Origin of the sequence: Actinomadura sp. KC345 (assembly GCF_004348515.1) — a bacterium.
Classification (GTDB): Bacteria; Actinomycetota; Actinomycetes; order Streptosporangiales; family Streptosporangiaceae; genus Spirillospora.
This window is the reverse complement of record NZ_SMKH01000218.1, coordinates 1-13,879: the sequence shown is the minus strand read 5'-3', so window position 1 is coordinate 13,879 and position 13,879 is coordinate 1. Positions and strand designations below refer to the sequence as shown.

General features: G+C 72.2%; 17 protein-coding genes and 3 tRNA genes. 11 read left to right on the top strand and 9 right to left on the bottom strand.

Features of this window, described 5'->3' with window-relative positions; all coding sequences use genetic code 11:
• The 7 genes from E1281_RS28555 to E1281_RS28525 form a co-directional block, all read right to left on the bottom strand.
• A partial coding sequence (locus tag E1281_RS28555) for a beta-propeller domain-containing protein (RefSeq protein ID WP_207943543.1) occupies positions 1 to 518 on the bottom strand: 518 nt, incomplete at its 3' end.
• Between the two features lie 47 nt (positions 519 to 565).
• Positions 566 to 955, bottom strand: a complete 390-nt coding sequence (locus E1281_RS28550) for a carboxymuconolactone decarboxylase family protein (protein WP_131882808.1) — start codon at positions 953 to 955, stop codon at positions 566 to 568.
• Positions 948 to 1,832, bottom strand: coding sequence for an NAD(P)-dependent oxidoreductase (locus E1281_RS28545; protein WP_131882807.1), 885 nt, complete (start codon positions 1,830 to 1,832; stop codon positions 948 to 950). Before E1281_RS28545 ends, E1281_RS28550 begins: the two co-directional genes overlap by 8 nt.
• Positions 1,829 to 2,563, bottom strand: a complete 735-nt coding sequence (locus E1281_RS28540; protein ID WP_131882806.1) for an SDR family oxidoreductase — start codon at positions 2,561 to 2,563, stop codon at positions 1,829 to 1,831. The genes E1281_RS28545 and E1281_RS28540 overlap by 4 nt, the downstream gene beginning before the upstream one ends.
• Positions 2,560 to 4,026 (bottom strand): aldehyde dehydrogenase, encoded by a 1,467-nt coding sequence (locus E1281_RS28535; RefSeq protein ID WP_207943542.1) that lies wholly within the window; start codon positions 4,024 to 4,026, stop codon positions 2,560 to 2,562. Before E1281_RS28535 ends, E1281_RS28540 begins: the two co-directional genes overlap by 4 nt.
• Before the next feature lie 53 nt (positions 4,027 to 4,079).
• Complete coding sequence (locus E1281_RS28530; RefSeq protein ID WP_131882805.1) at positions 4,080 to 4,631, bottom strand: TetR/AcrR family transcriptional regulator; 552 nt, start codon at positions 4,629 to 4,631, stop codon at positions 4,080 to 4,082.
• A gap of 16 nt (positions 4,632 to 4,647) precedes the next feature.
• On the bottom strand, positions 4,648 to 5,814 hold the full coding sequence (locus E1281_RS28525; RefSeq protein WP_131882804.1) for an acyl-CoA dehydrogenase family protein: 1,167 nt from the start codon (positions 5,812 to 5,814) through the stop codon (positions 4,648 to 4,650).
• Positions 5,815 to 6,097: 283 nt separating this feature from the next.
• Here E1281_RS28525 and E1281_RS28520 point away from each other — a divergent pair.
• From E1281_RS28520 to E1281_RS28485, 9 genes are all read left to right on the top strand, one after another.
• A tRNA-Leu gene (locus tag E1281_RS28520) sits at positions 6,098 to 6,170 on the top strand.
• Between the two features lie 5 nt (positions 6,171 to 6,175).
• A tRNA-Leu gene (locus tag E1281_RS28515) sits at positions 6,176 to 6,248 on the top strand.
• Positions 6,249 to 6,275: 27 nt separating this feature from the next.
• A tRNA-Tyr gene (locus tag E1281_RS40575) sits at positions 6,276 to 6,359 on the top strand.
• 71 nt (positions 6,360 to 6,430) lie between these two features.
• A complete protein-coding gene (locus E1281_RS28510) occupies positions 6,431 to 7,018 on the top strand; it encodes a TetR/AcrR family transcriptional regulator (protein ID WP_243717506.1) in 588 nt (195 codons plus the stop codon).
• Between the two features lie 10 nt (positions 7,019 to 7,028).
• On the top strand, positions 7,029 to 8,225 hold the full coding sequence (locus E1281_RS28505; RefSeq protein ID WP_207943541.1) for a cytochrome P450: 1,197 nt from the start codon (positions 7,029 to 7,031) through the stop codon (positions 8,223 to 8,225).
• Between the two features lie 2 nt (positions 8,226 to 8,227).
• The gene (locus E1281_RS28500) at positions 8,228 to 9,007 is read left to right on the top strand and encodes an SDR family oxidoreductase (protein WP_131882802.1); all 780 of its coding nucleotides are present in this window, start codon (positions 8,228 to 8,230) and stop codon (positions 9,005 to 9,007) included.
• Positions 9,004 to 10,344, top strand: coding sequence for a cytochrome P450 (locus E1281_RS28495; RefSeq protein ID WP_131882801.1), 1,341 nt, complete (start codon positions 9,004 to 9,006; stop codon positions 10,342 to 10,344). The genes E1281_RS28500 and E1281_RS28495 overlap by 4 nt, the downstream gene beginning before the upstream one ends.
• Positions 10,341 to 10,535, top strand: coding sequence for a ferredoxin (locus E1281_RS28490; RefSeq protein WP_131882800.1), 195 nt, complete (start codon positions 10,341 to 10,343; stop codon positions 10,533 to 10,535). The genes E1281_RS28495 and E1281_RS28490 overlap by 4 nt, the downstream gene beginning before the upstream one ends.
• Positions 10,535 to 11,086 (top strand): nuclear transport factor 2 family protein, encoded by a 552-nt coding sequence (locus E1281_RS28485; RefSeq protein WP_131882799.1) that lies wholly within the window; start codon positions 10,535 to 10,537, stop codon positions 11,084 to 11,086. The genes E1281_RS28490 and E1281_RS28485 overlap by 1 nt, the downstream gene beginning before the upstream one ends.
• On the opposite strand, the gene E1281_RS28480 is transcribed toward E1281_RS28485, so the two are convergent.
• Positions 11,087 to 11,548 (bottom strand): DUF3515 domain-containing protein, encoded by a 462-nt coding sequence (locus tag E1281_RS28480; RefSeq protein WP_243717504.1) that lies wholly within the window; start codon positions 11,546 to 11,548, stop codon positions 11,087 to 11,089.
• A complete protein-coding gene (locus E1281_RS28475; RefSeq protein ID WP_131882797.1) occupies positions 11,535 to 11,768 on the bottom strand; it encodes an Lrp/AsnC ligand binding domain-containing protein in 234 nt (77 codons plus the stop codon). The genes E1281_RS28480 and E1281_RS28475 overlap by 14 nt, the downstream gene beginning before the upstream one ends.
• Positions 11,769 to 11,945: 177 nt before the next feature.
• Here E1281_RS28475 and E1281_RS28470 point away from each other — a divergent pair, with 177 nt between their 5' ends.
• Both E1281_RS28470 and E1281_RS28465 read left to right on the top strand, forming a co-directional pair.
• Positions 11,946 to 12,866 carry a thiamine-phosphate kinase gene (locus tag E1281_RS28470; protein WP_131882796.1) on the top strand — a complete coding sequence of 307 codons (921 nt, stop codon included), beginning with the start codon at positions 11,946 to 11,948 and terminating at the stop codon, positions 12,864 to 12,866.
• 239 nt (positions 12,867 to 13,105) lie between these two features.
• The gene (locus E1281_RS28465) at positions 13,106 to 13,819 is read left to right on the top strand and encodes a cellulose binding domain-containing protein (RefSeq protein ID WP_131882795.1); all 714 of its coding nucleotides are present in this window, start codon (positions 13,106 to 13,108) and stop codon (positions 13,817 to 13,819) included.
• Positions 13,820 to 13,879: the final 60 nt, after the last annotated feature.

The window sequence follows — 13,879 nt, the reverse complement described above, 5'->3', positions numbered from 1 at the left end:
CGGGGGAGGGGGATCATGGGGGACTGCTCGTCCAGGACGAGGACGCGGTCGCCGCTGAGCAGCAGGTTCCCGTTGCCGTACGCGTTGGCGCCGGGAAGGTCGAGCGTGTGGGTGACCTTGCGGGTCGCGGGATCGATGATCTTAAGGTCGCCGCGGGAGAGCGTCACGATCCTGCGGCCGTCGGTCTTGACGAGATCGGGCTCGTCCGCGTCCCGCTCGTGGGCGTTCGTGGTGGAATGCCGTGGTGGCTGCCCCGGCACCGCCTGGGCTGCCTGCGGGCCCCTCCGCAGCGCGATGTCGTTCTCCGGCAGGGCCCCGCCCGGGGACAGGCCGTGCGGTCCGACCTGGTCGGCCGTCGCCTCGCGCAGGCCCTTGTGGAGCGCGTCGCAGGTGTCGAAGGCGACGAGGCGTACCGGCGGCGCCTGGCTCGGCCCGCCCGTGTCGCCGGATCCCGTGCATCCCGCCGACGCCGCCACGATCAGCATCGTGGCGGCCGGAGTGAGAACGCGGCCGCGCATTGACGTTGGACGCTGGAACCGGCCCCCGGGTTCCCGGGAATCCGGCGCTACGTCGACTCGTCCTTGTGCTTCTCGTGCCTGGCGATGAGTCCCTCGATCTGGACGCTCAGCTTGGACCCGAGCGGCCAGCCGATGTAGTGGGTCAGGAAGATGCCGATCTCGCGCAGCTCGTCGGGCGACAGCTCGCCGTTGGCCAGGGCCGCCGGGATCTGGATGTCGAGGACGTCGTTGAGCCCCTGCCCGGCCAGGACGCCGACGAGGAGCAGCCGCCGGTCCCGCATGCTGAGCCCCGGGCGCGTCCATATGTCGGCGAAGAGATGGTCGACGGTCAGGCCGAAGAACTCGCCGGGCGCGTCCTCGATCTCCCAGCCGTAGACCCGGCGCATCATCTCCAGGCCGCGCTCGCGCCGCTCGCCGTCCCTGCCGGCCTCACCCATCGTCGTCCTCCGTCAGTCCGAGGCCCGCGCCGAAGCGTTCGAGGGCGAGCCGGGCGAACGGGGCGTCCACCCCCAGTTCGCCGGCCAGCTCCAGGGCGAGCGACAGGTCCTTCTCGCCGAGGTCGCGGGTGTGGCGCAGGATGTCGTACAGGTCGTCGTCCGGTTCCATCGGCGCGGTCGTCGGGCGCAGCATGATCGAGCCGGCGCCGCCGGTGATCGCGTCGGTGTGCCGGACGACGCGTCCCAGCTTCCGCAGCGACACCCCCGACGCCTCCGCCAGCCGCTGCGCCTCCGCGGCCGCGGTGAACGACACGAAGTGCAGCATGTTGCGGGCGAGCTTCGTGCGCGTGCCCGCGCCGACCGGGCCCATGTGCAGGACGAGATCGGCCCAGGCGCCGAACGGCTCCCGGCAGCGCTCGAACGCCTCGTCCGTCCCGCCGACCATGACCGCGAGGCTGCCCGCGCTCGCGCCCATGAAGCCGCCGCTGACCGGCGCGTCCACGACCTCGACGCCGTGCCGCCGTGCCGCCCCGGCCAGATCCTCCGCCGTCTTCGCGCGGATCGTCGAATGGATCGCCAGGACGGTGCCGAAGCGGGCGCCGGCGAGGATCTCCGCGCCCACCTCGTTCACCTGGTCGTCGTCCCGGACCATGACCGACACCAGCTCGGCGTGCGCGGCCACCTCGGCGACGCTCCCCGCCGCCCGCGCGCCGGCCTCCACCAGCGGCGCGACGGCGTCGGGACGCGTGTCGAAGACGACCAGGTCCGCGCCGGCGAGGTGCCGCGCCATCGGCGCGCCCATCTGGCCGAGACCGATGAACCCGACCCTCATGCGTGCTTCCTGCGGGGAGCCGACCCCCCGGTCCGCTTCGCTCATGCCCTGAACACCTCCCCGCCGTCGACGTTGATGATCTGCCCGGTGACCCAGGCGGCCTCGTCCGACAGCAGGAACAGGCACATCCCGACGAGGTCCTCGGGCGTGCCCATCCGCTTCAGCGCCATCTTCTCCTTGACGATCTTCTGCGACATGCCGCCGGGGACGGCCTTGCGGTTCGCCTCGGTGTCGATGGGGCCGGGCGCTATGGCGTTCACCCTGATGTTCATGCCGCCCAGCTCGTGCGCGAGCTGCTGGGTGAGCCCGTTGACCCCGACCTTGGCGAGCCCGTAGAAGCCGGAGTACTGCCACGCGGCGGTGGACGACTGGTTGACGATCGAGCCGCCGCCGCGGGCCTGCATGTGGGGGTAGCAGGCGCGCGCGCACAGCAGCGCGCCGTCCATGTTCACGGACATGAACTTCTTGTAGTAGTCCCAGTCGACGGTGAAGAGGAAGTCCAGCTTCATCGACCCGAAGATGGCGGCGTTGCTGACGAGGTGGTCGATGCCGCCGAACCGCTCCGCGGCCGTCGCCGCCATCGCCTCGACCGACGCGGGGTCGGACACGTCCGTCCGCACGAAGGCGCCCTTGATGTCGTCGGCGACGGACCGGCCGCGCTCGTCGACATCGGCGACGACCACGGACGCGCCCTCCGCCGCCAGCGCCCGCGCGTAGGCCTCCCCGATCCCCTGCGCGGCCCCGGTGACGACGGCGACCCTGCCCTCGAACCTCATGTGACGCCCTCCGCGATCGCCTTGGTCTCCAGGTACTCCTCGAACCCGGCCACGCCCATCTCGCGGCCGATGCCGGACTGCTTGTAGCCGCCGAACGGGACGTCCGCGCCGTACCAGACGCCGCCGTTCACGCTGACCGTGCCGGTGCGCAGCCGTCCCGCGACCGCCCGCGCCCGCTCGGCGTCGCCGCCGTGCACGGCGCCCGACAGCCCGTAGGGCGAGTCGTTCGCGATGCGGACCGCGTCGTCGTCGCCGTCATGCGGCAGCATCACCAGGACCGGGCCGAAGATCTCCTCGCGCGCCGTGCGCGACTCGTTCGCCAGCCCGGTGACGAGGGTCGGCTCGATCCAGAAGCCCCTGTCCCGGTCCGCCGGGCGGCCGCCGCCGCAGGCGAACGATCCCCCCTCCTCGACGGCCAGCCTCAGGTAGCCTTCGACGCGTTCGCGCTGCTTCGCCGAGACGACGGGGCCGCAGATCGTCCGGTCGTCGCCCGGATCGCCGACGCCCAGCTTCGCCAGCGTCTTCGCCATGATCTCGGCGGCGTCGTCGTGGAGCGCGCGGGGCACGAGGATCCGGGTGGTGATCGCGCAGCCCTGACCGGCGTGGGCGATCCCGGAGAACGCCGCGTAGGAGCAGGCGGCCTTCAGGTCGGCGTCGTCCAGCACCACGAACGCGGACTTGCCGCCGAGTTCCAGGAAGACCCTCTTGAGGGTGGCGGCGGCGCCCGCCATCACGTTCCGCCCGGTCGCCGTGGAGCCGGTGAACGTCACCAGGTCCACCCGCGGATCCTGGACGAGTTGCGCGCCGAGCCCGTGGTCGGACGAGGTGACCACGTTGACGACGCCCGCCGGGATGTCGGTCTCCTCGGCGATGATCTCGCCGAGGACCGCCGCGCACCACGGGGTGTCGGGCGCCGGTTTGAGCACGACGGTGTTGCCCGCCGCGAGCGCCGGGCCCACCTTGGCCAGGTTGATCTGGTGCGGGAAGTTCCACGGGGTGATCGCGCCGACCACGCCGGCGGCCTCCATCCGGACCCGCCGGTGGCTCGCCATCCCCATGGGCTCGGCCCGGCCGAGGTCCCGTTCCCACTCGTAGGACTCGGCGAGGCCGGCGAACCAGCCCAGGTCGTCGACGGGCGCGTCCAGCTGGGCGGCGAACGTCAGGAAGCGCGGCGCGCCGACCTCCCGGATCGTGAGTTCGCGCAGCTCGTCGGAGCGCCGCCGCATCGCCTCGCGGAGCTGGCGAAGGCAGCGGACGCGGAACTCCACGTCCGTGGACCACGACGTCTCGTCGAACGCGCGCCTGGCGGCGCCGATCGCGCGGTCCATGTCGTCCGGGGTGCCGTCGGCGGCGGTGCCGAGCACGTCCTCGGTGGCGGGGTCGATGGTCTCGAAGGCGCCGCCCCCGGTGCTCGGGGTCAGCCGCCCGTCCAGCAGAAGCAGGCGATCGATTTTTCTGGACACGTGTCCAGACTACAGTTCAGACCGGGACGGAGCGCAAGACCGATCGGGCTATTTCAGGAATCGGCGGGATCGGCCAGGAAGATCTCCAGTGTCCGCTCGGCGCCGGGCGCCTCTCCGCCGTCCGGGGACGGGACGAGGTAGCCGCCGACCCACGCCCGCAGCATCAGCAGCGCACGCAGGCGCGCTTCGCCGGGGGAGAAGCCGAGCTCGTCCAGGCACGCGGTGATGTGGCCGAGCAGCGCCCGGTCCGAGTGCCGGACCGCCTCGTCCGCCTCGGCGGAGTGCTGGGCCCACAGCCGCATCGCACGGTCGATCGGCGCGACCTCGTGGCCGAGCGCCTGGATGCGCCGGAGCCGTTCGCGCGGATCGGGGGTGCTGCCCAGCGTGAGGGCCAGGACCTCGTCCGTGCGCTCGTGCGCCCAGCGGTCCAGCAGGGCGCGCATCAGCTCGGAGCGGTCTTTGAAGTGCCAGTAGAAGCTGCCCTTGGTGACGCCGAGCCGCGCGGCGAGCGCGTTGATCCCCACGCCGCGCTCGCCGGCCCGCACCAGCTCCTGGTAGGCGGCCTCGATCCAGTCCCGCCGGGCGACCCTCGTGCGGTTGCTCATGTCAGCGTCCGGCTCGTCATATCAGCGTCATCGCGTCGGGCTCCATGCCGAGCGCCGTCCTGCCGTAAAGGGCGTAGGTGGCGTCGGCGTCGAAGACCACGTGCGACGCGATCGTGTTCACGTCCCGCTGCGCCCGCTGGAACGGCGAGTCCGTGAACTGGACGCTGGCGCCGCCGAACGCGCACAGCTCGTTCACGACCGTCCGGGCGACGCCCGCCACGTGCGCCGCCACCAGCCTGGACCGGGCGCGCTCGGCCATCCCGTACCGGCCGCCCGACTCGTAGGTCTCCATCAGGTGGCGGATCGCGTCCTCCAGCAGAAGGCGGGCGGCGTCGAGGTCCGCGGTCGCCTTGGCCAGCCGGATCTGGCCGCTCATCAGGTCCCGCTGCCTGACGCCGGTGTAGGCCATCACCCGGCCCTGCATGCGCTCGGCGTACCGGGCGAGCACGCCCTCGGCGACCCCCAGCACGGGAGCCGCGCCGGTGAGCGCGAACACCGGGACGAGCGGGATGCGGTAGATCGCGCCATCGTGGATCTCCGCCCCGGGCGACCGACCCTCGGTGAGGTCGGCCAGCGGCACCGACCGGTGCGCCGGGACGAACCGGTCCTTGATCTCGATGTCGTTGCTGCCGGTGCCGCGCATCCCGCTCGTGTGCCACACGTCGTGGACCTCGGCGTCCTCGCGCGGCAGCAGGAACAGCCGCGGCTCGATCGACTCGTCCACGGTGACCAGGCCCATGACCATCACGTGGTCGGCGTGCATGACCCCGCTGCCCCAGGACCACCGCCCGGTGACGCGGTGCCCGCCGTCGACGGCCTCGGCGGTCCCGGTGGGCGCCAGTGTGCACGGCGCCAGCGCGTACGGGTGGTCCGCCCAGACCTCCCGCTGCGCCTCCTCGGGAAGGAGGGCGATCATCCAGTTGTGCAGCGTGTAGATGACGCTCAGCCATCCGGTGGAGGCGTCGCCCGCCCCGATCTCCCGGCACGCCGCGACCATGTCGCCGAACCCCTGCTGGCCCCCGCCGAACCGCTCGGGCACGAGCATCTGGAACAACCCGGCTCCGGCCAGGTCGGCGATGGTCTCGTCGGGCAGCCGCCGCGCCTCCTCGGCCGCCCGCGCCCGCTGGTCCCATACCGGCGCCAGCTCGCGCACCCGCCGCACGACCTCTTCTCCGTACCTCATAGTACGGGTACCATACTCATAAGTATGTACTGACGGAAGACCCTGGCCCGGAGTGCCCGGAATAAATGCGTTGCGGCGGTTCTCCCGGCCGTGGCACCGTAGACGACGTCAGCCCGTCCAAGACGGTGACACGAGACCTTGAGAGGAGGACCGGCCATGGCTCTGGAGCAGTATCGACTTCGACTGCCCTCGGCGTCGCACGCCCGCCCCGGCCGGTATCCCGTCTCCCCGTAGACCCTCTGGCCGAGCCGCCGCGAGTGACGCCGCCCTCCGCGAGTTTCTTGCGGCTCTACTCCAATGGCAGAGAGGCCACTTTCAGGAAGTGGATGCTCCGGGTTCGAATCCCGGGAGCCGCACGCATGCCTCCGTAGTCCAACGGCAGAGACGGCAGCATGAGGTGCTGTGCGATGGGGGTTCGAATCCCTCCGGAGGTACGGGCGCGGGCCGAACGGCCCGCGTGAGGGGCGGCGCCGACGTCCGGAGAGTCGGGCCTGGCTGTAACCCAGGTGCCTCGCGCTGAGTGGGTTCGAATCCCACCCGCCTCACCTCGGAACCTCACCTCGAAACCGGTGGTGGTCATTGCGGACGCCTTCGTTCTGAACTAATGTCTGGACACGTGTCCGGCAAAGAGCATCTGACGACCGAGCCCACCCGCCGCCGCCTCACCGAGCGGCAGGCCGACACGGTCCGGCGGCTGACCGACGCCGCCGTGGTGGAGGTCGGCGAGACCGGCTACGAGGGGCTGACCGTCCGCAACGTGGCCAAGCGCGCCGGGGTCGCGCCCGCGACCGCCTACACCTACTTCGCGTCCAAGAACCACCTGATCACCGAGGTGTTCTGGCGCCGGCTCAGCGCGCTCCCTCCGGTGGAGCCGGCCGGCACCCTGCACGAGCGCGTGGAGGAGGTGCTGCGCGAGATCGCGCTGCTGGTCTCGGACGAACCGGACCTGGCGGCGGCGTGCACCACCGCGCTGCTCGGCACCGACCCCGACGTCCGCGAACTGCGGGTGCGGATCGGCGTCGCGATCCGCGAGCGGCTCCAGTCCGCGCTGCGCGACCACGACGACCCCAAGATCCTCGGCGCGCTGGAGCTGGCCTACACCGGCGCGCTCGTGCACGCGGGCATGGGCTACACGTCCTACGCCCGCATGGCCGACCGGCTCGCCGAGATGGCGGAGCTCATCCTGCCCGAACCCCCCGAGTGAGGTGACGGCCGTGGACCCTGCTGCGCAGGCCCTCTACAGCCCCTTCGACTACGCGGTCCACGAGGACCCCTACCCCTTCTACGCGCGGCTCCGCGACGAGGCGCCGCTCTACCGCAACGACGAGCTCGGCTTCTGGGCGCTGTCCCGGCACGCCGACGTCTCCGCGGCGTTCCGCGACCACGCGACGTTCTCCAACTCCCACGGCGTCTCGCTCGAACCGAGCGCCTGGGGGCCGCACGCGCACCGGACGATGTCGTTCCTCGCCCTCGACCCGCCGCGGCACACCCGGATGCGGGCGCTGGTGTCCAAAGGCTTCACCCCCCGGCGGGTGAAGGAGCTGGGGGACGGCATCCGGGCGCTCGCACGGCGCCACCTGGAGCCCGCGCTGGAGAAGCGCGAGTTCGACTTCGTGTCCGACTTCGCCGGGCTCCTGCCCATGGACGTCATCTCCGAGATGATGGGCGTCCCCGAGGCCGACCGGGTGGAGGTGCGGCGGCTCGCCGACCTCGTCGTCCACCGCGAGGAGGGGCTCAACGACGTCCCCCAGGACGGGATGGACGCGGCGCTCACGCTCGTCGGCTACTACCAGGACATGGTCGCCGAACGCAGGCGCACGCGGGCGGACGACCTGACGTCGGCCCTGCTGGACGCCGAGATCGACGGCGACCGGCTGGACGACACGGAGATCATCGCCTTCCTGTTCCTAATGGTGGTCGCCGGCAACGAGACCACGACCAAGCTGCTCGCCAACGCCCTGTACTGGGGCGCGCGGAACCAGGACCAGGTCGCCAAGCCCTTCGGCGACCCGGACCGCGTGGACGACTGGATCGAGGAGACGCTCCGCTACGACACCTCCAGCCAGATGCTCGCCAGGCTGGTCACGCGGGACGTCGAGCTGCACGGGCAGCGGGTCCCCGAGGGCGACCGGATGCTCCTGCTGGTCGGGTCGGCCAACCGCGACCCGCGCGTGTTCGGGGAGGCCGACGCCTACGACCTCGACCGCGACACCTCGCAGTCGGTCAGCTTCGGCGGCGGACGGCACTTCTGCCTCGGCGCCAACCTGGCCCGGCTGGAGGCCCGCATCGCCCTGACCGAGATCGTCCGCGAGGTCGCCTCCTACGAGGTCGACTTCGCGAACGCCGAGCGGGTGCATTCGGTGAACGTCCGCGGGTTCGCGGCGCTGCCCGTGCGCGTGGAGGTGCGGTAGAGGTGCCCCGATTCGATCCGCACCCCGAGCGCCGCCCGGTCGTGGTGGCGGGCGCGTCGTCCGGGATCGGCGAGGCCACGGCGACGGCGCTGGCGACGGCCGGGCACCCGGTCGCGCTCGGCGCGCGGCGCCTCGGCAAGTGCGAGGAACTGGCCGCCACGATCCGGGCCGGCGGGGGAGAGGCCCTCGCGCACCCGCTGGACGTCTCCGACTCCGGCTCCGTCAAGGCGTTCGCCGCCGCGGTCGCCGACGCGCTCGGCCCGGTCGAGGTCGTCGTCTCCGGCGCGGGCGACCTGTCCGCCGGCCGCGTCCACGAACTGGACTCGGACGCGTTCCTCGCGCAGGTGCAGGTCCACCTCGTCGGCGCGCACCGGCTCGTGTCGCACTTCGTCCCGCAGATGGTCGCGCGGCGGCGCGGCGACATCGTGTTCGTCTCCTCCGACACCGTTCCCGCCCCGCGTTCGTGGACGGGCGCCTACGTCGCGGCGAAGAACGGCGTGGAGGGCATGGCCCGCACCATGCAGATGGAGCTGGAGGGGACGGGGGTGCGGGCGTCCATCGTCCGGCCCGGACCCACCGCCACCGGCATGGGCATGACCTGGGACGCGGAGACGACCGGCGCCGTCCTGGAGGACTGGGTGAAGTGGGGCCACGCCCGCCACCCGTACTTCCTGCGCCCGTCCGACGTCGCCGCCGCCGTCGCCGCGGTCGTCGCGACCCCGCGCGGCGCCCATCTCCGCCTCGTCGAAGTACAGCCCGAAGCCCCTCTGGAGGAATCATGACCGCTTTGGTGGAGCCGCGCGTGGTGTCGGGCGGGCCCGACCACCTGGAGGAGCTGCGCGCCGACCCGATCGGCCTGATGCGGCGCGTGCGGGACGAGTGCGGCGACGTCGGCGAGTTCCAGATCGCCGGGCGGCGCGTCGTGCTGCTGTCCGGGGCCGAGGCCAACGAGTTCTTCTTCCGCTCCCCGGACGAGGAACTGGACCAGGCCGAGGCGTACCCGTTCATGACGCCGATCTTCGGGGAGGGCGTGGTCTTCGACGCCACCCCCGAGCAGCGCCGCGAGGCCCTGCACAACCAGGCGCTCAAGGGCTCGTTCATGAAGGGCCACGCCGCGACGATCTCCGCCGAGGTCGACCGGATGGTCGCGGACTGGGGCGACGAGGGCGAGATCGACCTGCTCGACTTCTTCGCCGAGCTGACGATCTACACCTCGTCCGCGTGCCTGATCGGGCGCAAGTTCCGCGAGCAGCTCGACCGCCGGTTCGCCGACCTCTACCACGACCTCGAACGCGGCACCGACGCGATCGCCTACGTCGACCCGTACGCCGACATCGAGAGCTTCCGGCGCCGCGACGCGGCGCGGGCGGCGCTCGTCGAGCTCGTCCAGGGGATCATGGACGGCCGCCCCCCGAAGCCACCGAAGGAGGACCGCGACCTCCTCGACGTGCTGATGTCCGTCAAGGACGGGGACGGCACGCTGAAGTTCGACGCCGACCAGGTCACCGGCATGTTCATCTCGATGATGTTCGCCGGGCACCACACCACGTCCGGCACCGCCGCGTGGACGCTGATCGAGCTGCTGCGCAACCCGGACGTGCTGGACGGCGTCGTCCGCGAGCTGGACGAGCTGTACGCCGACGGCCGGGAGGTGTCGTTCCAGGCGCTGCGGGCCATCCCGAACCTGGAGTCGGCGATCAAGGAGGCGCTGCGGCTGCACCCGCCGCTGATCCTGCTGCTGCGCGTCGCGCAGACCGACCAGGAGGTGTGCGGCCACCGGATCCCGGCGGGCACGATGGTCGGCTGCAGCCTCGCCGTCTCCAACCGCATCGAGAGCGACTTCCCCGACCCGGACGCGTTCCGTCCCGAGCGCTACGCCGAACCCCGCGAGGAGGACGTCCTCAACCGGTGGACGTGGGTGCCCTTCGGCGCGGGACGGCACCGCTGCGTCGGCGCGAACTTCGCCATGATGCAGCTCAAGGCCATCTTCTCCGTGCTGCTGCGGGACTGGGAGTTCGAGTCGGCCCAGCCGCCCGAGACCTACCGCAACGACCACTCGAAGATGGTCGTCCAGCTCGCCCAGCCGTGCGCGGCCCGTTACCGCAGGAGGCGCAGGTGAGGATCGAGGTCGACCTGGACCTGTGCCAGGGGCACGCCATGTGCGAGATCGAGGCGCCGGACGTCTTCGAGGTCCCGCCCAAAGGCAAGGTCCGGATCCTGGACGACGAGCCGCCCGAGGACGTGCGCGCCGAAGTGAAGGCCGCGGTCCGCTACTGCCCCACCCAGGCCCTCAGACTGCTGGAGACGTGATGCCCTCATTCCCCCGTGAAGAACTCGACGCGATGGTGGAGCACTGGCTGGAGGAGAACCGGCGCTGCGAGGAGGCGGGCGACTGGCGCCCCCTCGCCGACCTCTACACCGAGGACGCCACCTACGGCTGGAACGTCGGCCCCAGGCAGGACTTCATGGCCGTCGGGCGCGCGGAGATCCGCGACATCGCGCTCGGCCAGGAGATGGGCGGACTGGACGGCTGGACCTACCCGTACCAGAGCATCCTGATCGACGAGCGCAACGGCGAGGTCGTCGGCTTCTGGAAGCAGATCGCCGACGCCAGGCGCCCGGACGGCTCGCCCTACGAGGTGCTCGGCATCGGCGGGTCCTGGTTCAGGTACGCGGGGAACCGGCGGTGGTCGTGGCAGCGCGACTGGTTCGACCTCGGCAACGTCACGTCGGTGTTCGTCGAGATGATGAAGGCGGACGTGCTGTCGGACGGGATGAAGCGGCGCCTCGACCGGGCCGCGTCCGGCGAGCCGGTCCCCGGCTACTACAGGCGGGGGGAGAGCCCCGTCCCGATCTGGTGATCAGATCTGGCCCTCGGGCTTCTGCGGGATCGTCGCCTTGACCGACGGGCCGAGCTCGATCAGGACGTCCCCGGCCGGGTTGTACTTGGGCGGGACCGTCACCTCGACGTAGGCCTGCCGCGCGACCGCGGTGAAGGTGACCGGGCGGCCGGCCGGGTACCCGAACCAGTCGATCCCGTTGATCGTGACCAGTTCCGACGTGGGCTGCAGCGCGGCGGGCCGCGGCACGCCGCAGCGCAGTGCGATCGCCGGCGAGCCCCAGGCGGCGGTCAGGGACGACTCCGGGGAGGTGTCGCGGCGCTCCTGCCCGCGCACCTTCTCGGGGAGCCGGAGCCCGTCGCACAGGCGCTGCGTGACCGCGTCCGGCTGCGGCACGGGTACCTGCACGGCCCCGTCGCCGCAGGCGGCGGCGCCCAGCGCCAGGCCCGCGAGGATCGCTGGAAGAAGCTTAGATGTGGACAATCGGGCACGTGAGAGTGCGGGTGATCCCCTCGACCGCCTGGATCTGCGCGACGACGAGCTTGCCCAGCTCGTCGACATTGCGCGCCTCCGCTCGGACGATCACGTCGTACGGCCCCGTGACGTCCTCCGCCAGAGTGACGCCGGTTATGCCGGAGATGTGACTGGCCACGTCGGCCGCTTTGCCGACTTCGGTCTGGATGAGGATGTAGGCCTGCACCATCACGTCCTCCCCGGGCGGAGAATTGGCCGTCGGACGGTTCACCGTATCGTGTTACGCGCCGCCGCGGGCGGCCGGGGGAGCGCGTGCCGCGATCAGGGCGCGCGGGGCGCCCCGGACCCGGGAACGGGCACCGGGGGACACGTGCGAAGACGCGGAGAAGGGCACGGAACGGCGCGAATGGGCACCATCGGTGAAGCGGGCGAGTTCGGGCTGATCGCCCGGCTGACGCGGAGGCTGCCGCAGGGGCCGGCCGTGCTGCTCGGCCCGGGTGACGACGCGGCGGTGATCGCCACACCGGACCGGCGCGTCGTGGCCACGACCGACCTGCTCGTGGAGGGCAGGCACTTCCGCCGCGACTGGTCCGGTCCCTACGACATCGGCCGCAAGGCCGCCGCGCAGAACCTCGCCGACGTCGTCGCCATGGGCGCCCGCCCGACCGCCCTGCTGGTCGGGTTCGCGGTCCCTCCGGGCACCGCCGCGGACTGGGCCGAGCGGCTCTACGACGGGCTCGCCGACGAATGCCGCGCGGCGGGCGCGTCCGTCGCGGGCGGCGACGTCGCCGGCGCCCCGGAGATCACCCTCGCGGTCACCGCGCTCGGCGATCTGGGCGGCGCGGAGCCGCTCACCCGGTCCGGTGCGCGGCCCGGCGACGTCGTGGCCGTCCGGGGGCGGCTCGGCCACGCCGCGGCCGGGCTGGCGCTGCTCGCCGCGGGCCGGGAGGGCCCCGCCGGGCTGATCGCGGCCCATCGCCGCCCCGAACCCCCGTACGCGGCGGGGGAGGAGGCGCGGTCCCTCGGCGCCACCGCGCTGCTGGACGTGAGCGACGGACTCGTCCAGGACCTCGGGCACATCGCCGCCGCCAGCGGTGTCGGGATCGAGATCGACTCCTCGGCCGTGCCCGTGCCGGAGATCCTCGGGCCGGACGGGCTGACCCACGCGCTCACGGGTGGCGAAGACCACGCGTTCGCCGGAACGTTCCCCCCGGACGCCGCTCTTCCCCCATCCTGGGAGCCGATCGGGATCGTCGCCGAAGGGACGGGAGTGCGCGTGGACGGCCGCGAGCCCCCGGCCGGCGGATGGGACCATTTCCCGTCGTGATCACGGCGTGCACGGAACGCGAACGCCTGTAAGCGTTGACGGATCCTGTAGGCATGTTTGGTAGGGGTTTGGTATACATCCTGTGATCGAAGAGGGATGGGATGGGACGACACAGCAGGGTTGAGCAACCGGACGAAAATCCCGTACCGGGCGCCGGTGCGTCCCACGGGCGGCTCCACGGGACCTCGCCCGGCAGGCCCTTCGACGCGTTCGCGGGGCCGACCGACGACCGTGTCCACGTGTCGCCGCACGACCGCGTCCCCACGGGTCCTCCGCCCGATGCGGACCGCCAGCACGGCCCCCCGGAGGGGCCCCGGTTCGAACCGCTCCCCGGCGACCCTCCAGGCGACCAGCCGGGCGCTCCCGACCCCTACCCCGCAGCCGCTCCCGAACGGCCTCCCGACCCGCCGAAGACCACGTCCCGCACCGGCGCCTCCGGACGGCGCAAGTGGCTCGGGTTCCTCTCGGTCCTCCCCGTCCCCCTGATGCCGATCCTCGCGCTCGTCATCGCCGTCGGGATCGTCTCCTACGCGCTCAGCACGCAGCAGATATCCCTCAACTTCGCGGGCGGCGCACCGCAGAAGACCCAGACCGACCAGCGCGACAGCCAGGTCTCCCGGAACAACCCGGGCGAGCGCACCGGCCGCGCCGACGGCCTCATCATCGCGTTCCGGGTCGCGTCCAGGACTCCGGGCGGCTTCAAGGCCACCGCCACGATCGCCAACAAGGGGTCGCAGCCGGTCCCCAGGTGGGCGCTCGCCTTCAAGATCCCGTCCGCCTCGGTCACCGCCGTCAGCGGCGCCACCGTCGTCCGGACGGGCGAGATCGCGTTCGTCCGCGGCCGGGCCCCGCTCGCGCCCGGCGCGAGGGTGCGGATCGTCTTCGCCGCGCAGGGCACCGCGGCCAGGCCCTCGTCCTGCATCCTGAACAGCAGGCCCTGTGCCATCGTCTGAACGCCCCCGGGTCGGCGAACCGTCATAAAGTGGACGGCATGACGCGCGCCCCCTCCACCT